The 19,350-nt window shown below is 68.6% G+C and carries 21 protein-coding genes; 16 read left to right on the top strand and 5 right to left on the bottom strand.

Annotation, left to right across the window (positions count from 1 at the left end):
• The first annotated feature begins 217 nt into the window (after positions 1-217).
• The 3 genes from hppD to HUA74_RS05230 are packed head-to-tail and all read left to right on the top strand — an operon-like array spanning position 218 to position 3,027.
• Positions 218-1,294, top strand: coding sequence for a 4-hydroxyphenylpyruvate dioxygenase (gene hppD / locus HUA74_RS05240; RefSeq protein ID WP_174453604.1), 1,077 nt, complete (start codon positions 218-220; stop codon positions 1,292-1,294).
• A 30-nt stretch (positions 1,295-1,324) separates the two neighbouring features.
• The gene (gene hmgA, locus HUA74_RS05235; RefSeq protein ID WP_174453603.1) at positions 1,325-2,662 is read left to right on the top strand and encodes a homogentisate 1,2-dioxygenase; all 1,338 of its coding nucleotides are present in this window, start codon (positions 1,325-1,327) and stop codon (positions 2,660-2,662) included.
• Positions 2,659-3,027, top strand: coding sequence for a Rieske (2Fe-2S) protein (locus tag HUA74_RS05230; protein ID WP_141644820.1), 369 nt, complete (start codon positions 2,659-2,661; stop codon positions 3,025-3,027). Before hmgA ends, HUA74_RS05230 begins: the two co-directional genes overlap by 4 nt.
• 7 nt (positions 3,028-3,034) lie before the next feature.
• Here HUA74_RS05230 and HUA74_RS05225 read toward each other — a convergent pair whose 3' ends face one another.
• Both HUA74_RS05225 and HUA74_RS05220 read right to left on the bottom strand, forming a co-directional pair.
• A complete protein-coding gene (locus HUA74_RS05225; RefSeq protein ID WP_141644819.1) occupies positions 3,035-3,739 on the bottom strand; it encodes a metallophosphoesterase in 705 nt (234 codons plus the stop codon).
• Positions 3,723-4,547 carry a nucleotidyltransferase gene (locus HUA74_RS05220; RefSeq protein ID WP_174453691.1) on the bottom strand — a complete coding sequence of 275 codons (825 nt, stop codon included), beginning with the start codon at positions 4,545-4,547 and terminating at the stop codon, positions 3,723-3,725. Before HUA74_RS05220 ends, HUA74_RS05225 begins: the two co-directional genes overlap by 17 nt.
• A gap of 241 nt (positions 4,548-4,788) precedes the next feature.
• Here HUA74_RS05220 and HUA74_RS05215 point away from each other — a divergent pair, with 241 nt between their 5' ends.
• The 9 genes from HUA74_RS05215 (at position 4,789) to rpoZ (ending at position 13,857) form a co-directional block, all read left to right on the top strand.
• Positions 4,789-5,763 (top strand): hypothetical protein, encoded by a 975-nt coding sequence (locus HUA74_RS05215; RefSeq protein WP_141644817.1) that lies wholly within the window; start codon positions 4,789-4,791, stop codon positions 5,761-5,763.
• A gap of 25 nt (positions 5,764-5,788) precedes the next feature.
• Positions 5,789-6,331: a sigma-70 family RNA polymerase sigma factor gene (locus HUA74_RS05210; protein WP_174453602.1), complete on the top strand. Its 543-nt coding sequence runs from the start codon at positions 5,789-5,791 to the stop codon at positions 6,329-6,331.
• Entirely contained in the window at positions 6,328-7,098 is a 771-nt protein-coding gene (locus HUA74_RS05205; RefSeq protein ID WP_174453601.1) for an ACP synthase, read from the top strand. Before HUA74_RS05210 ends, HUA74_RS05205 begins: the two co-directional genes overlap by 4 nt.
• A complete protein-coding gene (locus tag HUA74_RS05200; protein WP_174453600.1) occupies positions 7,095-8,693 on the top strand; it encodes a caspase family protein in 1,599 nt (532 codons plus the stop codon). The genes HUA74_RS05205 and HUA74_RS05200 overlap by 4 nt, the downstream gene beginning before the upstream one ends.
• An 11-nt stretch (positions 8,694-8,704) precedes the next feature.
• Positions 8,705-9,661: a hypothetical protein gene (locus HUA74_RS05195; protein WP_174453599.1), complete on the top strand. Its 957-nt coding sequence runs from the start codon at positions 8,705-8,707 to the stop codon at positions 9,659-9,661.
• Positions 9,662-9,734: 73 nt separating this feature from the next.
• Entirely contained in the window at positions 9,735-11,366 is a 1,632-nt protein-coding gene (locus tag HUA74_RS05190) for an MFS transporter (protein WP_174453598.1), read from the top strand.
• A gap of 103 nt (positions 11,367-11,469) precedes the next feature.
• A complete protein-coding gene (gene pgm / locus HUA74_RS05185; protein ID WP_174453597.1) occupies positions 11,470-13,110 on the top strand; it encodes a phosphoglucomutase (alpha-D-glucose-1,6-bisphosphate-dependent) in 1,641 nt (546 codons plus the stop codon).
• A 12-nt stretch (positions 13,111-13,122) separates the two neighbouring features.
• The gene (locus HUA74_RS05180; RefSeq protein WP_174453596.1) at positions 13,123-13,476 is read left to right on the top strand and encodes a DoxX family protein; all 354 of its coding nucleotides are present in this window, start codon (positions 13,123-13,125) and stop codon (positions 13,474-13,476) included.
• A 141-nt stretch (positions 13,477-13,617) separates the two neighbouring features.
• On the top strand, positions 13,618-13,857 hold the full coding sequence (gene rpoZ, locus HUA74_RS05175; RefSeq protein ID WP_141644810.1) for a DNA-directed RNA polymerase subunit omega: 240 nt from the start codon (positions 13,618-13,620) through the stop codon (positions 13,855-13,857).
• Between the two features lie 9 nt (positions 13,858-13,866).
• Here rpoZ and HUA74_RS05170 read toward each other — a convergent pair whose 3' ends face one another.
• The 3 genes from HUA74_RS05170 to HUA74_RS05160 are packed head-to-tail and all read right to left on the bottom strand — an operon-like array spanning position 13,867 to position 15,646.
• Positions 13,867-14,346, bottom strand: a complete 480-nt coding sequence (locus HUA74_RS05170; protein WP_174453595.1) for an NUDIX hydrolase — start codon at positions 14,344-14,346, stop codon at positions 13,867-13,869.
• 39 nt (positions 14,347-14,385) lie between these two features.
• The gene (locus HUA74_RS05165; RefSeq protein WP_174453594.1) at positions 14,386-15,027 is read right to left on the bottom strand and encodes a hypothetical protein; all 642 of its coding nucleotides are present in this window, start codon (positions 15,025-15,027) and stop codon (positions 14,386-14,388) included.
• A gap of 19 nt (positions 15,028-15,046) precedes the next feature.
• Positions 15,047-15,646 carry a hypothetical protein gene (locus HUA74_RS05160; protein ID WP_174453593.1) on the bottom strand — a complete coding sequence of 200 codons (600 nt, stop codon included), beginning with the start codon at positions 15,644-15,646 and terminating at the stop codon, positions 15,047-15,049.
• A 413-nt stretch (positions 15,647-16,059) separates the two neighbouring features.
• Between HUA74_RS05160 and groES the strand changes: the two genes are divergently transcribed.
• From groES to HUA74_RS05140, 4 genes are all read left to right on the top strand, one after another.
• Positions 16,060-16,350 (top strand): co-chaperone GroES, encoded by a 291-nt coding sequence (gene groES / locus HUA74_RS05155; protein ID WP_002640434.1) that lies wholly within the window; start codon positions 16,060-16,062, stop codon positions 16,348-16,350.
• 36 nt (positions 16,351-16,386) lie between these two features.
• Positions 16,387-18,030: a chaperonin GroEL gene (gene groL, locus HUA74_RS05150; protein WP_141644806.1), complete on the top strand. Its 1,644-nt coding sequence runs from the start codon at positions 16,387-16,389 to the stop codon at positions 18,028-18,030.
• 146 nt (positions 18,031-18,176) lie between these two features.
• Entirely contained in the window at positions 18,177-18,434 is a 258-nt protein-coding gene (gene grxC / locus HUA74_RS05145) for a glutaredoxin 3 (protein ID WP_141644805.1), read from the top strand.
• Between the two features lie 96 nt (positions 18,435-18,530).
• Positions 18,531-18,926: a hypothetical protein gene (locus tag HUA74_RS05140; protein WP_174453592.1), complete on the top strand. Its 396-nt coding sequence runs from the start codon at positions 18,531-18,533 to the stop codon at positions 18,924-18,926.
• Positions 18,927-19,350 lie beyond the last annotated feature (424 nt).

Here is a 19,350-nt window from a genome sequence, read left to right as displayed (position 1 = left end):
GGATGAGCCCGCGCCTGCTGTGACAATTCACGACCCTCCGTAGGTGACGCGACGCGGTGCCGCGTTTGACGCGCCACCCGTGCGCATTCGCGTGGGCCCTCCCTCTGAAGATTGTGAAAGGGCCTGACATTCTCTGGCAGTGCTTTGTGCTTTCCTCCCTGGCCGCCACTCCCTACCTTCCAAGGCACACTCGCAGACGTTTCGCGGAGGCTGGGTCATGATGAGCACGGCGGAAAACCCTCTTGGACTGAATGGCTTCGAGTTCGTGGAGTTCACGAGCCCCGCCCCCGAGGCAATGGTGAAGCTGGTGGAGATGCTGGGGTTCACCGCCTTCTCCAAGCACCCGAGCAAGGACCTGGTTCGCTACAAGCAGGGTGATATCAACCTGCTCATCAGCCGGGAGACCACGGGCCAGGCCGCCGAGTTCCGCGCCGCCCACGGCCCGTCCGCCAACGCGATGGCCTTCCGCGTGGCCAATGCCCGCACCGCTTACGAGATGGCGCTGGAGCGCGGCGCCATCCCGGCCGACCCCGCCGCCAGCTCCCTGGGCGAGGGCTTCTATGTCCTCCAGGGCATCGGTGGCAGCCTGCTGTATCTCATCGACCGCCACGGTCCGAGCGGCACCATCTACGACTCGTGGACCCAGATTCCCGGCGCCGTCGAGGCCGAGGCCCGCAACAGCGTGGGCCTGGAGTCGCTGGACCACCTGACGCACAACGTGCGCCGGGGTGAGATGCGGACGTGGTCGTCCTTCTACAACCGCATCTTCGGCTTCACCGAGCAGAAGTACTTCGACATCAAGGGCCAGGCCACGGGCCTGTTCAGCCAGGCGATGATTGCGCCGGACCGCGCCATCCGGATTCCGCTCAACGAGAGCCAGGACGAGAAGTCGCAGATCGAGGAGTTCATCCGCGAGTACAAGGGCGAGGGCATCCAGCACCTGGCCCTGGCCACGCAGGACATCTACAGCACCGTCGAGAAGCTGCGCGCTCGCGGCGTGGACCTCCAGGACACCATCGAGACCTACTACGACCTGGTCGACTCGCGCGTCCCCAACCACGGCGAGGACCTGGAGCGCATGCGGAAGAACCGCATCCTCATCGACGGCAATCAGCAGGAAGGCCTGCTGCTGCAGATCTTCACCGAGAACCTGTTCGGGCCCATCTTCTTCGAGATCATCCAGCGCAAGGGCAACGAGGGCTTCGGCAACGGCAACTTCCAGGCGCTGTTCGAGTCCATCGAGCTGGATCAGATCCGCCGCGGCGTCATCAAGGTCGACAAGACCCGGAAGTAGTCTCCGGCCCGACTTCGGAGGAGCGACACGGTGACTCTCGAGAATCGAACCGCGGTACCTCCGAAGAGCGGGCTCCGACAGGCGCCCGGTGACTATCTCTCCGGCTTTGGCAATGAGTTCGCCACGGAGGCCGTCCCGGGTGCCCTGCCCGTGGGGCGCAACTCGCCGCAGCGCGCCCCGTTCGGGCTCTACGCGGAGCAGCTCTCCGGCACGGCCTTCACGGTGGCGCGCCGGGAGAACAAGCGCTCGTGGCTGTATCGGCTGCGGCCCAGCGCCAACCATCCCGCGTACAAGGTCCATCCCCAGGGCCTGTTGCGCGGTGGCCCGTTCGACGAGGTCCCGCCCACGCCCAACCGCCTGCGCTGGAGTCCCCAGCCGGCGCCGACCGCGCCCACCGACTTTGTCGAGGGCCTGGTCACCTACGCGGGCAATGGAGACCCAGGCACGGGGGCGGGCATCGCCATCCACCTGTACCTCGCCAACCGGTCGATGACGGACAAGGTGTTCTACGACGCCGACGGCGAGCTGCTCATCGTGCCGCAGGCCGGGCGGCTGACGCTCGTGACGGAGCTGGGCGTGCTGGACCTGCGGCCCGGCGAGATGGGCGTGGTGCCCCGGGGCGTGCGCTTCCGGGCGGAGCTGCCCGAAGGGCCGGTGTCGGGCTACATCTGTGAGAACCACGGCGCCCTCTTCCGCCTGCCAGACCTGGGGCCCATCGGCTCCAACGGGCTGGCGAACGCGCGCGACTTCCTGACGCCCGTGGCCGCCTTCGAGGACGTGGACCGCCCGACGCTGGTCGTCCAGAAGTTCCAGGGGCGCCTGTGGGCGTCCCAGTTCGACCACTCCCCGCTCGACGTGGTGGCGTGGCACGGGAATCTGGCGCCGTACAAGTATGACCTGTCGCGGTTCAACACCATCGGCACGGTGAGCTACGACCATCCGGACCCGTCCATCTTCACGGTGCTGACCTCGCCCAGCGAGTCACCGGGCACGGCCAACTGCGACTTCGTCATCTTCCCGCCCCGGTGGATGGTGGCGGAGAACACGTTCCGGCCGCCGTGGTTCCACCGCAACGTGATGAGCGAGTTCATGGGGCTGGTGCAGGGTGTCTATGACGCGAAGGCCGGAGGCTTTGCTCCGGGCGGTGCGTCGCTGCACAACTGCATGAGCGGCCATGGTCCGGACCGGGCGAGCTACGAGCAGGCCCTCCGCGCGGACCTGAAGCCGCACAAGATTCAGGACACGCTCGCGTTCATGTTCGAGTCCCGGTGGACCATCCGCCCCACGCGCTTCGCGGTGGAGACGCCGGCGATGCAGTTGGACTACGACGACTGCTGGGCCGGGTTCGAGAAGGCCCGACTGCCTTGAGCCTGCCTCCAAGGCAGCGCGTCTGGACGACGCCCTCCGACGTCGAGCTCTGCCCGGTGGACTCGCTGGAGGACCCGGGCTCGCGCAACATCGTGCTCCAGATTGGCGAGGCGTTCTTCCACGGCTTCCTCGTGCGCAAGGGCACCCAGGTCCACGGCTATGTGGACCGGTGCCCCCACGCCGGGCTCCCGCTGGCGCGCGTGTTGGACCGCTACCTGACGCCGGACAAGCAGCTCATCGTCTGCGCGTGGCACGGCGCCCTGTTCCAACCCGACGACGGGAAGTGCGTCGGCGGCCCGTGCAGCGGCGCGTCGCTGACGTCCTGGCCCGTGAAGGTGGAAGCCGGGATGGTCGTCACCGCCTGAGTCCGGCTCACACTTCGAGCAGCACGTAGCGTTGGTCGGGCGTGTGCCGCGCCAGCAAGGGCATGGCCACGTTGAAGACGGGGATGCCGTTCTTCGTTTTCCCCTGGAGCGCGCCGTGGTGCGCGTGTCCGTGGAACACCGCCTCCGCGCCGTAGTGGTCAATGGGCATCGCCAGCCGGCTCGTCCCGAGGAAGGGGCGGATCTCGATGTTCTCCCCCTCCAGCGTCTCCGGGATGGGGGAGTAATGCATGATGATGATCTTCCTCGGCGTGTCGAGGTGGCTCAGCGCCGCCTCCAGCTTCAGCGACTCCGTCACCGCCTCCTGCACGAAGCCCTTGGTCTGCGCCTCGCCGAAGGCCTGCAACGTCGCGTTGCCATAGCCGCCGCCAAAGCCCTTCACGCCAGCCACGCCGAGCACCTTCTCGAAGATGAAGTGGTCCCCATCGAGGATGTGGATGCCCACCTTCGCGAGCTCCGCGCAGATGTCCTTCACCTGGCCGTGCTCGTAGTCGTGATTGCCGAGCACCGCCGCGCACGGCACCCGCAGCGCGGACAGCTCCTCGGCGAGCACCTTGCCCTCCTCGAGCATGCCGCGGTCCGTGAGGTCCCCACACAGCACCAGCAGGTCCGCCGTGGCGTTCACCTGCTTGACGAGGTGGCGAAAGCGTCCGTGCTGGTCCTCCCGGCAGTGCAGGTCACCGACTGCCGCCAATCGAATTTTCGAGCTCGGATCCCTCGCCACGCTCGCCCCCCTGCTGTCGTTCGTTTTCGTCCCAGGCCCGCCCGTCCCTGAACCCCCAGTGGTGGATGTCCACGTGGTAGTTCACCTTGGAGACGAGGTTGCCGCGACACAGCTTCTCCTCCCAGCGCCCCTCGCGGATGCTGTCCAGCGTGCGGCGCATCAACTCCGCCATCACCCACTCCGGCACCAGGTCCCTCTCGGAGGGATAGGCGAAGCGGAACATCATCAGGTGACTGAGCAGCACCTCCCAGTACCGGTCGAACCGGCGCATCAGCCGGTCCCAGTCCATGACGTGGCCCGCCTTGAGGATGAGGTGGTTGACGTCCGCGCCGTCGTAGCGCTCGCGCTCGACGACGAAGGCCTTGGACCAGATCATCTCCTCGGCGGGCGCCACCAGACACTCGTGCCCGAAGACGGTGGCCGTCTTGGCGAATTGGAACCACTCGTCGTCGACCACCGCCACGCCGTTGCCGGACGAGAAGATGAAGTCGACGAAGTAGTCACCCTTGAAGGCCTTGTAGAGCCACACCTCGTCGGTGCGCTCGGTGCGCCAGCCGTCCTTCTCCAGCACCTGGAGCGCCCGGAGCGCGTCCGCCTTGCGGGGGAACAGGTCCAGGTCCTTCGTGTCCCGGTAGATGCCGGTATAGGTGGCGTATGCGTACGCACCTCCCACCACGAAGGGCACCCCCGCGTCGCGCAACAGCCCCACGGCCCGTGCGCGGGCGTTGATTTCATCCGCCGTGCGCTCCCGTTCCGCGAGCGAGGCGTCCGTGCCCATCTCCCCGGGATGGTTGGGGTGTCGTTTTTCCATGGGCGAAAGGTAGGGACGGTGCATTTCCGCCGTCCGAAGGCCGGGTGAAGTCGCCCGAGGGGCGTCCGAGCGACCTCCAACCCCCTGGAATCCCAGCGCATTTCAGAACCAGGCAGGCGTGCTTTCTGTTTTTCGGCGGGGCTGTGTCCATTGAGGCGAACACGCTGCTGCACGGCCCGCCGGGGGCCATCCGAAAGGTAGAAGGACCATGCTGCGCAAGAGCCTGCTGTGCGCCTCCCTGTTGCTCGCCGGTTGCGATCCTGACTCGAAGCAGGACGCCGATTCGTTCCGCGAGGGACTTCCCTCCAAGCAGATGGTGGAAGTGGCCTCGCCCGGCCCGGACGGTCAGGGACTGACCGCGGCCTCCGCCGAGAACCAGACGTCGGAGTACTACGTGCTCACCGTGGCCGCCGCCGCGAGCATCAACGGTGGGACGCTGGGAGTGCTCGGCCTCATCGAGGCCATCGTCAAGCACCCGCCGTCCTCCATCCAGGGCGACGTCGCGGTGTGGGGTCCGCACACGGAGGCCCTGAGCCCCATCACCTGGAAGCTGACCGTCACGCGCACCGATGACGACACCTACGGGTGGGTGCTGGCGGCCAAGGCGAAGATCGAGCCCGACACGAACTTCAAGACGGTGCTGGCTGGCTCGCACACGGCGGCGGTCGATGATGATGGCGAGCGCCGCTCCGGCTATGGCTCCGGACAGTTCCTCATCGACTGGGAGAAGAACAACTCCCTGCCTGGCAACGAGGGCGAGACGGGCGTGGCGACGATGGAGATTCGCTACGCGCGCACGGCCCCGAACGCGGTGGCCTCCGTGGAGGCGGACTTCCAGGTGGATGCCGGCGGAGGCACCCTGGCGAGCGCGAACTATCGCTTCAAGCAGGCCCCGGGCACCGGGGGCGAGCTGGACTACGTCGTGAAGCAGAACATCGACGTGGACCCGACGCGCTCGAAGCTGGAGAAGCTGTCCATCAAGAGCCGTTGGGAGCGCACGGGCCTCGGTCGCTCGGACATCAAGCTGTCGGGCGGAGACCTGTTCGGCGAGGCCACCATCAACGAGTGCTGGGACAGCAACTTCCGCAGCGCCTACCACGCGGTCAGCTACAACCCGGCCATCGGCTACGGGACGGTGAGCGCCTGCGGCAGCTTCAGCACGGCGGTCTACTCCACGCTGTGAGCCGGCTCGCGGTAGTCTGCGGCGCGTGACAGGAACGCGCCAGCCGGCCCTCAGGGTCATCCAGGGGGGTCCCCAGCAGGACCGGCGGGACTTCCTGCGCGACCTTTACACGCGGTACGGCGGCAGCGTGATGGGACGCTGCCGCTACCTGTTGAAGGACGCGGCGAGGGCGGAGGACGCGATGCACGACGTGTTCGCCCGAGCGCTTGTCCACGCGGACGACTTCCGCGCGGATGCCTCGCCGCTGACGTGGTTGATGAAGATCGCCACGCACCACTGTCTCAACCAGCTCCGCTCGGAGCGAGCGGGCTGGAGGCAGTGGTTCGAGCGGGACGCGGCAGCGCGCCCGGAAGCCCACGGGGGTCCGGGAGAGATGGAGACGCGGGACCTGGTGCGCCGGCTGCTGTCCCGGGTGGATGCGGAGACGCAGGCGGCGGTGGTGCACTACCACGTGGATGGGATGACGTTGGAGGAGGTGGCGGCGTTGCTGGGGCGCTCGGTGCCCACGATTCGCAAGCGGCTGGAGCACTTCGCCGCGCTGGGTGGAGAGGAGCTGAGGGTTCGATGAGCGCGCACGAGTCGGAGTGGACACTGCGACGCCTGAGGGCCGGTGAGCTGGGCTCGCCCGAGGCCACCCGCGCGCGCGCCCACGCGGCGAGCTGCGACACGTGTGGCGCCGTGCTGCGCGGCCTCGAGTCGAACCAGGCCCGCTTCGAAGCAGAGCTTCCCTTCGAGCGCTTCGAGCTGGGAGTGCAGCGCGCGTTGGAGCGACAGCAGCGGCGTGACGCGCTGAAGCCCTCCCCCCGGCGCTGGCTCGCCCCGACGGTGGCGCTGGCCGCGTCGGTGCTGATGGTGGTGCTGGCCCGGCCGCTGCTGAATCAGGGTCCGGGTTGGGACCGGAGCAAGGGCGGCGCGGACATCGCGGAGCTGCGCATCGGCGGAGGTCCCGGGCCCCAGCGCGAGGTGAAGCCGGAGGCTCCCGAGGCCCTGGAACCGGGTGAGCGGGTGATGCTGGGCTACAAGGCGGGCACCCACCGCTACGTGGCCGCCGTGTCCGTGGATGCCATCGGCGAGGTGACGGCGCTGCATCCGGAGTCCGGCGCGAGCGCCCCCGTGGAGTCCGGCGAGGACCTGCACTGGCTGCAAGGAAGCTGGGAGTTCACCGGCTCTGGAGCCGAGCGCGTGGTGCTGGTGCTCGGGGATGAACCGTTCACGGTGGAGTCGGTGGTGGAGGCGACCCGTCGTGCGTTCACGGCGGCGAACGGCGAGGTGGAGCGGATGTCCCAGCTCGACGTGCCGGGTGCGCAGACGCACTGGGTGCTGTTCAAGCCATGAGCCCTCCCCTGCTTCCTTCCTGGCGCGCGCTGGCCGCCCTCCTCGTGCTCGGTGCCTCGGCCGCGCATGCGGACAGCTTGCGCCGCTTCGCGCTGGTGGCGGGCAACGACGAGGGCGGCGACGAGACGCGGCCCCTGCGCTTCGCACAGGACGACGCGCGGAAGATGCACGGCCTGCTGGCGCGCCTGGGCGGTGTCGCGCCCGGCGACGCGATGCTGCTGCTCAACGAGTCCTCGAAGGACTTCCTCGCGGCGCTGACGCAGTTGGAGGCCCGGGCGAAGGAGGCTCGGGCGCGAGGTGAGCGCACGGCGCTGCTCGTCTACTACTCCGGCCACGCGAAGGACGGCACGCTGCGCCTGGGCAACACGCGGCTGGGCTTCGAGGACCTCAAGCAGCGGCTGTCGAACGCGCCCGCGGATATCCGCATCGCGATTCTCGACTCGTGCCGCTCTGGCGCGCTGACGCGCACCAAGGGCGCGCGACGGGCACCGGCCTTCGAAATCGAGTCCGGCGCGGCGCGCGATGCGCGGGGCCTGGTCATCCTCACCTCCAGTTCGGCGGACGAGGACTCGCAGGAGTCGGACGCGCTGCGCGGCAGCTACTTCTCGCACCACCTGGCCAGTGGCCTGCTGGGTGACGCGGATCGCAGCGGTGACGGACGCGTGACGCTGTTCGAGGCGTACTCGCATGCCTACGCCCGCACGGTGGCGGACACGGCGGCCAGCAGCGGGGGCGCTCAGCATCCGACGTTCAGCTACGACCTCGCCGGCAACGGGGACCTGGTGCTGACGGACCTGCGCGCGGGCGGCGACGGGCTGGTGGTGCCAGGGCTCGCGCCCGCGGGCATGTATTACTTCGTGGACCCGGGCGGCATGGTGGTGGCGGAGCTGGACAAGACGCCCGACGTGGAGCGCCGCGTGGCGCTCGCGCCCGGCACGTACCGCGTGAAGCGAAGGCTGTCGGACCGGCTGCGCATCGGCGAAGTGGAAGTGTCCCGGGGACGGCAGGTGGTGCTGGAAGAGGCGCGGCTGCGAGACGCGCCGTTCTCGGACGACCCGGTGAAGGGCGCGGCGCCGGAGGGCGGAGCGTGGTGGACGGTGGGCGTGTCCGGTGGCGTGCAGTCCTTCTTCGATGCGCCCACGCGCCAGTCGCTGTTCCTGTCGGTGGGCATGCTGGGCGCGGAGGCGCAGCTTCACGACTACTTCCGCCGCGACTGGGTGTGGGGCGTGGACGTGGCGGTGGGCGGGAAACAGGCGCTGCTGGCGTTGCCGACCCTGAGTGGACCGCCCTACAAGTATTCGGTGACGAGCCTGGGCACGACCCTCACGTCCGAGTGGCCGCGAGGCACCGTGGCGCCCTTCGTGGGCGCGCGCATGGCGTATCTGGTGATGCGCCGCGACTTCGAGGAAGCGACGTACCCGGACCAGAAGTACGCGATGTTCTCCCCGGGCCTGGTGGCGGGCCTGCGGTGGCAACCCCTGCGGCGCCTGCACGTGACGGGACGCGCGCGGCTCCACTACCTCCTCTACACCGTGGATGAGCAACGCTCGCTGGGCTTCTGGGAGCTGGGCGCGCTCGTCACGTATCAGCCTTGAGGGAGCGTTCGATGCGACACCTGGTGCCCATCTGTCTGTGTCTGGCCCTGGCCGCATGTGGCGGCGACTTCTCCAACGACGACCTGGAGTTCCTCAACGCCTTCCCCCGGCGCGAGGACCTGACGGCGTCGATGCCGGGGAAGACCCAAGGCGAAGCCTGGGGCGCACGTGTGGCCAGCAAGTCCGCGCAGCAGGCGGGACGGTTGGGGGACTCGTCGGGCATCGTCGGCGACACGGACGAGACGGGCCTGCGCTTCAACCAAGCGGTGGACGGAATCCTCTCCTCGCTGGAGGCCATCCAGCAGTACACGCCCACGAAGCGAGAGCCGGACCGTCGGGTGTGGGGGCCCATCCCGGGGCGCAACGACATGAAGTTCGACACGCGCTTCGTGATGACGCGTGAAGGGGAGCGGTTCGACTACCAGCTCCAGTACCGGGACGTCGGTGAGGGCGAGGACGCGTGGTGGAGCTTCATGTCGGGCTCCTTCCAGGCCAATGGCGGCGTCCGCAAGGGAGAGGGCAGCCTCATCATGGACCTGAAGCGGGCCCGGGAAGAGCGCTTCCTGGACATCCCCTTCCTGGACCGCGAGGAGATCCACTACCAGACGCGGAAGCTCCCCACGCGGGTGGAGCTGGTGTTCGTCAGCAACGTGCCCACCCTGCTGCCTTCGCGCTACATCTACCGCGAGGCGGAGGGGGACCTGGCGGAGATGACCTTCCAGATCCTCGACACCGACTTCGTCCAGGGCGGACTGCGCGAAGACGTGGCCCTCACCACGCGCTGGGCACCGGACGGCCGGGGGACGGGCATCCTGGAGATCATCAAGGGCGACATCCTGGGCGCCAAATACACCGAGTGCTGGGACGCGCAGGGCCGCGTGACGTTCATCTCCCGGAGCTGGGACTTCCTCAACCCCACCGAGGGCCTGCGCAGCTCCTGCCCGGACATGTCCGCGCTGGACCGGTAACCGGCCAACCCTCCGAGCGGAAGCGCGCGGGACACCCTGGGCCGCGAGCACGGCTGGTATAGAGTCCGCCGCCATGAGCGAGCAGCAGGGCAAGAGTGGAGAGCAGGCAGCGCGGCCGGGAACCTGGGCCAGTCTGGCGCGGGCCATGGCCTCCTGGCGGACGGCCTCCGTCACGCTGCTCTCGTTCTCCTCGGGCCTGCCGCTCGGCCTGGTGTGGATCGCCATCCCCGACTGGCTGCGCAGCATCGGCGTGGACATCCGCGTGGTGGGCATCATCACGCTGGCGCAGGCACCGTGGTCCTTCAAGTTCCTCTGGTCGCCGCTGATGGACCGCTATGTGCCGCCCTTCTGGGGCCGGCGGCGGGGCTGGATGGCGGTGGCGCAGGTGGCCCTCTTCGCGACGACATTGGCGCTCGCCGGCATCGGAGAACATCCGGAGACCGCGTGGGTGGTGGGCGCGCTGGCCATGGCGGTGGCGTTCTCCGCGGCGACGCAGGACATCGCCATCGACGCGTACGCGGTGGAGGTGCTGCGCAAGGAGGAGCAGGGCGTGGCGGTGGGCGCGCGCGTGGCGGTGTACCGCGCGGCCATGTTCATCGCGGGCTCGGCGGCGATTACGCTCGCGGGCCGCGTGTCGTGGAAGTGGGTCGTCATCGGGCTGGCGGTGCTGTACCTGCCCATGCTCATCGTCACGCGCTTCGCGCCGGAGCCCGAGGAGCGCTTCACGCCTCCGAAGTCCCTCAAGGACGCCGTCTGGTATCCCTTCGTGGGCTTCCTCGCGCGGCACCGGGCGCTCGAAATCCTCGCCTTCGTCTTCCTCTACAAGCTGGCCGACAACCTCGGCGGCACGCTCCTGCGGCCCTTCCTGGTGGACATGGGCTACAGCGACCTGCACCGGGGCGTGGCCCTGGGCACCATCGGCCTGTTCGGCACCATCGCCGGCACGCTCGTGGGCGGAGCGTGGACGACGGTGCTGGGCCTGGGCCGCGCGCTCTGGGTGTTCGGCGTCATCCAGATTGTGTCCAACATCGGCTACGTGCTCGTCGCGCGCGCCGGGGCGCCCACGCCGTGGCTGATGTACATCGCCATCGGCTTCGAGAACGTGACACAGGGCCTGGGCACCGGGGCCTTCTCCGTGCTGCTGATGCGGCTGACGCAGAAGCGCTTCTCCGCCACCCAGTTCGCGCTGCTCTCCAGCCTCTTCTCCATTCCGCGCGTGGTGGCGGGCCCCATCGCCGGCTTCCTCGTGTACGCCATCGGCTGGGAGCCCTTCTTCTGGTTCACCATGGTGGGCGGCATCCCCGGCCTGCTGCTGCTCGCGCGCTTCGTGCCGCTGGGCGTGAAGGACCCGGACTTCGACGTGCAGAGCCGCCCCACCACCCGCGCCGTCACCCGCCCCGTCCTCATGGGCAGCGCCGCCTTCGCGGCCGTCGTGGGCATGGTGCTGGGCGCGATGACGACAGCGCTGCTCACCGCCGTGCAGAACCTGCGCAAGACACCGGAGAAGGGCTTCGATTTCGCCACGCCCTTCACCGCGCTGTTCCAGCCCTCGGGTGTCACCGACTGGGTGACGCTGGCCGGCATCGCCGTCTTCGGGTTGACGGTGGGCCTGCTCACCGCGGCGGTGCTCGCCGCGCGCTCCGGGGCGTTCTACCTCCCCGAGCAGGAGGCGCCCCCCTCCCCCTCTGGCGCCACCGGCTCGTAGCGAGGCACCCGCTTCGAGCCCGGGAGGGTCTGGGTCCACCCGAGGACAGCTCCCTCACATGGGAGATCCATCCGTCGCGCGGCGAGTTTATGTTGGCGGCGACATGGCCCATCCCCTCGCTGGAAAGCTCCCGCCGGAAGACCTCCTCATCGACCCCGAGAAGCTGCGCGCGCGCTACTACGCGGAGCGTCCCGACGTGGCCGTGCCCGAGCAGCGCGTCGCCTTCGGCACGTCGGGCCACCGGGGCTCGTCCGCGCGCACCAGCTTCAACGAGGCCCACATCGTCGCGGTGACGCAGGCCATCTGCGAGTACCGGCAGCAGCAGGGCATCGACGGGCCGCTGTTCCTGGGCATGGACACCCATGCGCTGTCCGCGCCCGCGCAGCAGACCGCGCTCGAGGTGCTGGCCGCCAACGGCGTCCAGGTGCGCTTCACCGACGGCGCCACGCCCACGCCCGTCATCTCCCACGCCATCCTCACGTACAACAAAGGCCGGGGCGCCTCGGGGCTCTCGGACGGCATCGTCATCACCCCGTCCCACAACCCGCCCGAGGACGGCGGCATCAAATACAACCCGCCCAACGGCGGCCCCGCGGACACGAATGTCACCTCGGGCATCGAGCGCCGCGCCAACGCGCTGCTCGGCACCAGCAACGCGGGCGTGAAGCGCACGCCCTACGAGAAGGCGCGCACGGCCCCGACGGTGAAGCCCCACGACTTCATCACGCCCTATGTCGAGGACCTGGGCACCGTGGTGGACATGGAGGCCCTGCGCGGCGCGAAGCTGCACATCGGCGCGGATCCGCTCGGCGGCTCCAATGTCGCGTACTGGGAGCCCATCGCCACGCGCTACGGATTGAACCTGCGCGTGGTGAACCCCACGGTGGACCCGACGTTCCGCTTCATGCCGGTGGACCATGACGGGAAGATCCGCATGGACTGCTCGTCGCCGTACGCCATGGCGAATCTCGTGAAGCTCAAGGACCAGTACGACATCGCCTTCGGCAACGACGCGGACTCGGACCGGCACGGCATCGTCACCCGCTCCATCGGGTTGATGAACCCCAATCACTACCTCGCGGTGGCCATCCACTACCTGTTCCAGAACCGGCCCGGCTGGAAGGCGGACACCGCGGTGGGCAAGACGCTGGTGAGCAGCGGGCTCATCGACCGCGTGGCCAAGAGCCTGGGCCGCCGCGTCGTCGAGGTGCCGGTGGGCTTCAAGTGGTTCGTGGACGGGCTGTTGGACGGCTCGCTCGGCTTCGGCGGTGAGGAGAGCGCGGGAGCGTCCTTCCTGCGCCGCGACGGCACCGTGTGGACCACCGACAAGGACGGCATGCTGCTGGACCTGCTCGCGGTGGAGATTCTCGCGCGCACCGGCAAGGACCCGGGACAGCACTATCAGGAGCTGGCGGGGCGCTTCGGCACGCCGTACTACGCGCGCATCGACCAGGCGGCCACGCCCGCGCAGAAGTCCGTGCTGAAGAAGCTCTCACCGGAGGCGGTGAAGGCGACGAGCCTCGCGGGAGAACCCATCCTCCAGCGCCTCACGCGCGCGCCCGGCAACGACGCGGACATCGGCGGGCTCAAGGTGGTGGCGCAGAACGGCTGGTTCGCCGCGCGGCCGTCGGGCACCGAGGACGTGTACAAAATCTACGCGGAGAGCTTCCGCGACGACGCCCACCTCCAGGCCATCCTCCAGGAAGCCCGCGCCATCGTCGACACGGCCTTCGCGGGGGCGTAGGACTCCCGGCACATGGTGAAGACCGTCCTGATGTACGTGCTCGGCCTGTTCATGGTGGCCGGTGGCATCAATCACTTCGTGAACCCGCGCCCCTACGTGCGGATGATGCCGCCGTACCTGCCGTGGCACGGGCCCCTGGTCTTCCTGAGCGGCGTGGCGGAAGTCCTGCTGGGCGTGGGCCTGCTGGTTCCCGCCACGCGCGCGGTGTCCGCATGGGGACTCATCGCCCTGTTCGTCGCCATCTTCCCGGCCAACCTCCAGATGGCCCTCCAGCCCGAGCGCTTCAAGAAGGTCCCCGCCCCCCTGCTCTGGGCCCGGCTGCCCCTCCAGGTCGTCCTCATCGCCTGGGCCTGGTGGTACACCTGATCCACGGAATCCAGGCTTCCAGGGTGGGACAGCGCCTGTCCGCCCGGCGGCCCTGCCCGTGCGTCCTTCCTTGACTCCCCCCGGGGCGGTCTTTAGTTTTCACCGTTTCAGGTAGCCCCACCGAAATCCGAAGGACGTTCCATGGCTCGCGTCACAGTCGAAGACTGCCTCCCCCTCGTCGACAACCGGTTCGCGCTGGTGCTGCTCGGTGCGAAGCGCGCGCGTCAGCTGATGGCCGGCGCCCGCCCCATCATCGAGAGCTCCAAGAACAAGCCCCCCGTGCTGTCCCTGCGCGAGGTGGCCACGGGCCGCGTGAAGTTCGACCGCGACGTGCGCGAGGCACTGTCCGGGAAGTACACCCCCGAAGACGCCCGCAAGTAGTCGTAGGTCCTAGGTTCCCTTCCCCTCGGGCCTTGCGGCCGGGGAAGGGGCCTCCGGGATGAGCCCCTGGGCGCGCATCCACCGCACGGCGCGCGCGGCGACGGCCTTCTCTCCCTTGTAGCCGAGCAGGGGCACCAGCTGTCCCACCGGCACCCAGCGCACCTCGTCCACCTCCACGCGCGGCCCCGGCAGCGGCCCCAGCGCGCCTTCCTGGTAGCGGAAGAGGAAGAAGTGGACGCGCTTGAAGATGCGCTGCCCCCTGAATTGGTAGACGTAGCGAATCTCACCCAGCGGCGCGATGAGCGCGGCGGTGAGCCCCGTCTCCTCGTGGACCTCGCGGCTCGCCGTCTGCTCCGGAGTCTCCCCCGGGTCCACGTGCCCCTTGGGCAGCGCCCACAGAGGACGGCCATGCGGACGGATGACGACCACCTCCCAGGTGCCGTCACTCTCCCGGATGACAATCCCGCCTGCGGACGCCTCGCGTGGCATGCCCACCTACCCTAACCGAAGGAGGCGGGCCGCGGGGACTCAACCACCGTGGACGAAGTGACTCAGCTTCGCCTCCGCTCCCAGCCGGTAGGCATACCGGAGGTCCGCCAGGAGCCTGTCCAACCGCCTTCCGGAGACGTGCCCCATCATCCGCGAGCAGAAGCGCCGGGAGACGCGGTTGGCCTCCTCGTACCGCCAGCGCTCCTGGGACGACAGCTTGTCCCGGTAGGACACCCTGTCGAACAGCCGGGTGAGCAGCTCCTGGGCCCACGCCCCCACCCCCTCCCCCCAGCGGTGCAACAGGCAGATGGCGAACTTGTCCACCTCCGCCTGGGCCTCCAGCTCCAGCAGGGACACCGTCCGCCCGTGCGCCGCCGTGTGCGCCATGTAGAGGAAGTGGCTGACGCCCTCGGCCACCTGGCAGTAGCCGGCGAGGTCTCCATCCAGCAGATACCCCAGCGGCCCGGCCTCGTAGGGCTTCAGCCTGTCGAGCAGCGCGGGGGACAGGTACAGCGCCATCTCCAGCGCGTCCCCCGACTCGTGCACCAGGAGCTCCTCGTCACTGCGCCCCGTGGCGCCCAGCTGGACGGCGGCCTCCGTGTCCACCACGAAGACCTCCGCCCGAGCCTCGCACGTGAAGCCATAGATGGCCTCCAGGTGGTCCTGAACGCGGCCAATCATCGCGACCTCCGTGCCACGGCTAGTTGGGGAGCTGTCCCTTCGCGTTCGGCATCATCCCCGCGTCCACCAGCACGCGCTCCAGCCGGTCATTGCCCGTGCGCGCCCACGACTCGTAGACCTTCAACGCCCCGGAGGGCCCGGCCCGGACCATGCCTCGCGCCGAGATTTCCTCCAGCACCTCCACCACCGAGCGGAACTTGTCGTGCAGCTCCCGGTACACCCCCGCGAAGCCCGCCCGAGGGGACAGGTCCGCCACCTGGCCGTACGCCGTGCCTCCCATCTGGATGTAGTAGTCCGGCCCCACCACTCCGCCCTGGAGCGCGCCGGAGAAGAAGCCCACGGTGTAGAGGGAGACATCCCCCAGCCGCCGCAGCGTCCGGATGCGCGCCTCGCGCTCCTGTTGCAGCGCCTGGTGGTAGAGCAGCGCCAGGGGCTCGCGGCCCTTGCGGCCGTCCTCCTGGCGGTCGAACAGCATGTCGGTGCTGGCGAAGTCCGCCAGCAGGTTCACCAGATAGAACTCCGTCACCTCTTCCAGCGAGACGCGCTGGCGCGAAGTGACCTCGTCCAGGAGCGACTTGAAGAACTCCTTCAGCGACAGGGACGCCACCAGTTGACTCATCGACACTCCCGTCCTTCCACCCGGCCGACGGCGCCTTCGGGAATAAGGGAACGGTAGCAATCGACCCTCCTCGTCGCAAAACCCGCTTTCAATGATTCCAAGCACTTGCGCTGGCACTCGACCACCCCGAGTGCCAATTTCCACGTGCGGGGCGACGAGCGGGCGTCCTTCCACGGCGTCGTGCGCGGCGGGGAAAAGAGCAGCAATGCCAGACGGTTGGCATGTCGGGGCACGGGCAGTCAGCGTCGCTTGACGGGTCGACTTCGCTGGTTATTATCCGCCGCGCCTAGGCGTTAGCACTCGCAAGGTGTGAGTGCTAAATGCCGCGGGTCGTCACGGCCCTTTTCAACCCCCAGTGGCGCCGAGAGCCGTCCGGAGACCCCGGACGGTGGGCGCCCATCAAGGAGCAGACCATGAAGATTCGTCCCCTGCAGGATCGGCTCATCGTCAAGCGGGTCGCCGAGGAGAACAAGACCAAGGGCGGCCTCTTCATCCCGGACACGGCGAAGGAGAAGCCCCTCGAGGGCAAGGTCATCGCCGTCGGCAACGGCAAGGTGCAGGAGGACGGCAAGGTGCGTCCCCTCGACATCAAGGCCGGCGACACCATCCTCTTCAGCAAGTACGCCGGGACCGAGATCAAGCTCGACGGCGAGGAGCACCTCATCCTCCGTGAGGAGGATGTGCTCGGCGTCATCGAGAAGTAATCCGTCCCCCACCCCTTCACTCAAGGAATTCCCATCATGGCGAAGGAACTGCTTTTCGACGTACGCGCCCGCGAGGCCATTCTCCGTGGCGTCAACATCCTGGCCGACGCGGTCAAGGTGACCCTCGGCCCCAAGGGCCGTAACGTCGTCATCGAGAAGAGCTTCGGCTCGCCCACCATCACCAAGGACGGTGTGACGGTGGCGAAGGAAATCGAACTGGAGAACAAGTTCGAGAACATGGGCGCGCAGATGGTGAAGGAGGTCGCGTCCAAGACCTCCGACGTCGCCGGTGACGGCACCACCACCGCCACGGTGCTGGCGCAGGCCATCTTCCGCGAGGGCGCGAAGCTGGTGGCCGCCGGGCACAACCCGATGGACATCAAGCGCGGCATCGACAAGGCCGTCGCGGTCATCGTCGCGGAGCTGAAGAAGCTGGCGAAGCCGACGAAGGACAAGAAGGAAATCGCGCAGGTTGGCACCATCTCCGCCAACGGCGACGCCACCATCGGCCAGATCATCGCGGACGCGATGGAGAAGGTCGGCAAGGAGGGCGTCATCACGGTGGAGGAGGCCAAGGGCCTGGAGACGACGCTGGACGTCGTCGAAGGCATGCAGTTCGACCGCGGCTACCTGTCTCCGTACTTCGTGACGGACCCGGAGCGGATGGAGGCGGTGCTGAACGACGCGCTCATCCTCATCCACGAGAAGAAGATCTCCTCGATGAAGGACCTCCTGCCCATCCTGGAGCAGGTCGCTCGCGCTGGTAAGCCCCTGCTCATCATCGCCGAGGAGGTCGAGGGCGAGGCCCTGGCCACCCTGGTGGTGAACAAGATCCGCGGCGTGCTGAACGTGTGCGCGGTGAAGGCGCCGGGCTTCGGCGACCGCCGCAAGGCCATCCTCGAGGACATCGCCACCCTGACGGGCGGCCGGATGATCGCCGAGGACCTGGGCATCAAGCTGGACACGCTGACCCTGCAGGACCTGGGCAAGGCCAAGCGCATCACCGTCGACAAGGACAACACCACCGTCGTCGACGGCGCGGGCAGCCAGCCGGAGATCGAGGCGCGCGTGAAGCAGATCCGCGCCCAGGTCGAGGAGACCACCAGCGATTACGATCGCGAGAAGCTCCAGGAGCGTCTGGCGAAGCTCGTGGGCGGCGTGGCCGTCATCAACGTCGGCGCGGCCACCGAGACGGAGATGAAGGAGAAGAAGGCCCGCGTGGAGGACGCGCTCAACGCGACCCGCGCGGCCGTCGAGGAGGGCGTGGTTCCTGGCGGTGGCGTGGCCTACATCCGGTGCCTCAAGGCGCTGGAGGGTCAGACGTTCGCCGAGGGTGAGAAGTTCGGCGTGGACATCATCCGCCGCGCCGTCGAGGAGCCCCTGCGCCAGATCGTCGGCAACGGCGGCCTCGAGGGCAGCGTCATCGTCAACAAGGTCAAGGAAGGCACGGGCTCGTTCGGCTTCAACGCCGCGACGGGCGCGTACGAGGACCTGCTGGCCGCGGGCGTCATCGACCCGGCCAAGGTGAGCCGCACGGCGCTGCAGAACTCCGCGTCCGTGGCGTCCCTGATGCTGACCACCGAGGCGATGGTGGCCGAGCGTCCGAAGGACGAGAAGGACGCCCCCGCCGGCGGTGGCGGCATGGGCGGCATGGGCGGTATGGGCGGCATGGGCATGTAGTCGCCCCCCACCCCGGTCCATCCGGGGTGGACGCTTCACAGGCGGCCTCCGGTTCCTTTCAAGGAGCCGGGGGCCGTCGTGCTTTCATGCGCCCGGTGGCGCGCGAAAGGCCACGCCCTTACGTTGGGAATGAAGGAGGCGACACCGTGAAACCCGTGAAGATCTACACCACGAACTACTGTGGCTTTTGCGTCCGCGCGAAGGACCTGCTCAAGCGCAAGGGCGTGGACTACCAGGAGCTGGACGTCACCGGAGACGATGACGCGCGCGAGAAGCTGGTGGAGATGAGCGGAGGCCAGCGCACCGTGCCTCAAATCTTCATCGGTGACACGCACGTCGGCGGCTACTCGGACCTGGCCCAGCTCGACAAGGAAGGCAAGCTGGAGCCCATGCTCCAGGCCTGAGTCGCAAGCGGGCAGGCGAGCGCCCTTCACGGGGCCGCTCGCCGCGCCGTGCCTACCTTACCGCCATGGAACACCACCCCTTCTCGGGAGGCGGCAATGGCAGGTGAAGACGCGCACTACAACGTCATCAGCACGCTGTACCACCTGCTCAAGGGCGCCTCGACCGCGGAGCAGTTCATCCAGGACGCGGAGCGGGCGGGAGACCCGGAGCTGGCGCAGTTCTTCCGCGACTGGCGGGACGAGCAGCGCCACCTGGCCGAGCGGGCGAAGAACCTCCTGGGCGCGCGACTGGGGACGACGGAAAGGGCCGCGGCCACGGGCAGCGCCGGACGCAAGCGCGCGGCGGGCTCGGGCAAGTCCTCCCCAAAGGGACCGGTGGTCAGGGACCAGAGCAACGCGGGGGTGAAGTCCGGAGGAACCAGCTCCGATGATCTCGTGGACGAGCTTTCCAAGGAGTCATTCCCCGCCAGCGACTCGCCGTCGACGTACTGATTGGACCTCGCCCGCGCGTGACACTGGATTCGCGGAGGGTGTTCGTCTTGGATGCCGGCCGTGAGCTTCTGGAACGGCCCTTCCCATCCTCCTGGACGACCTCCGCCGGCGCAGGCGCGGCTGCGGAACGCCCGAGGGCCGCACCGCGACACGACGCGGCGCCTGCACGGCGACGAACGTGCGCTGGTGGACAGTCCCAGGCACACCCCAGCACGAGGTCCCCAGGCGTCCATGGCGTACTGGGGCCACGTGGACGTGCGCCACCCCACCCTCCGACGCGCCCTTCCGGGAGTCACCGGGAAGGACGCCAGCATCCCCATCGCGCAAAGCACGGACGAGGGCCCAGGCCCCACTCCGAAGCCACCGCGCGCTGGGGAGTCGTTCGCCCGGAGGCCCGAGCGGGGACACTCCGACGCGCCACCCC

The sequence above is a fragment of the Myxococcus sp. CA051A genome, from assembly GCF_013336705.1.
GTDB classification, from domain to species: Bacteria; Myxococcota; Myxococcia; order Myxococcales; family Myxococcaceae; genus Myxococcus; species Myxococcus llanfairpwllgwyngyllgogerychwyrndrobwllllantysiliogogogochensis.
Note: the sequence above shows the minus strand (reverse complement) of the source record. Positions and strands in the feature narration are given on the sequence as shown.

Coding starts and splice junctions, on each gene's coding strand:
- hppD (WP_174453604.1), top strand. CDS start 218: ATGATGAGCACGGCGGAAAACCCTCTTGGACTGAATGGCTTCGAGTTC.
- HUA74_RS05220 (WP_174453691.1), bottom strand. CDS start 4,547: ATGGGCACGGACGCCTCGCTCGCGGAACGGGAGCGCACGGCGGATGAA.
- HUA74_RS05215 (WP_141644817.1), top strand. CDS start 4,789: ATGCTGCGCAAGAGCCTGCTGTGCGCCTCCCTGTTGCTCGCCGGTTGC.
- HUA74_RS05205 (WP_174453601.1), top strand. CDS start 6,328: ATGAGCGCGCACGAGTCGGAGTGGACACTGCGACGCCTGAGGGCCGGT.
- HUA74_RS05200 (WP_174453600.1), top strand. CDS start 7,095: ATGAGCCCTCCCCTGCTTCCTTCCTGGCGCGCGCTGGCCGCCCTCCTC.
- HUA74_RS05195 (WP_174453599.1), top strand. CDS start 8,705: ATGCGACACCTGGTGCCCATCTGTCTGTGTCTGGCCCTGGCCGCATGT.
- HUA74_RS05190 (WP_174453598.1), top strand. CDS start 9,735: ATGAGCGAGCAGCAGGGCAAGAGTGGAGAGCAGGCAGCGCGGCCGGGA.
- pgm (WP_174453597.1), top strand. CDS start 11,470: ATGGCCCATCCCCTCGCTGGAAAGCTCCCGCCGGAAGACCTCCTCATC.
- HUA74_RS05180 (WP_174453596.1), top strand. CDS start 13,123: ATGGTGAAGACCGTCCTGATGTACGTGCTCGGCCTGTTCATGGTGGCC.
- rpoZ (WP_141644810.1), top strand. CDS start 13,618: ATGGCTCGCGTCACAGTCGAAGACTGCCTCCCCCTCGTCGACAACCGG.
- HUA74_RS05170 (WP_174453595.1), bottom strand. CDS start 14,346: ATGCCACGCGAGGCGTCCGCAGGCGGGATTGTCATCCGGGAGAGTGAC.
- HUA74_RS05165 (WP_174453594.1), bottom strand. CDS start 15,027: ATGATTGGCCGCGTTCAGGACCACCTGGAGGCCATCTATGGCTTCACG.
- HUA74_RS05160 (WP_174453593.1), bottom strand. CDS start 15,646: ATGAGTCAACTGGTGGCGTCCCTGTCGCTGAAGGAGTTCTTCAAGTCG.
- groES (WP_002640434.1), top strand. CDS start 16,060: ATGAAGATTCGTCCCCTGCAGGATCGGCTCATCGTCAAGCGGGTCGCC.
- groL (WP_141644806.1), top strand. CDS start 16,387: ATGGCGAAGGAACTGCTTTTCGACGTACGCGCCCGCGAGGCCATTCTC.
- HUA74_RS05140 (WP_174453592.1), top strand. CDS start 18,531: ATGGCAGGTGAAGACGCGCACTACAACGTCATCAGCACGCTGTACCAC.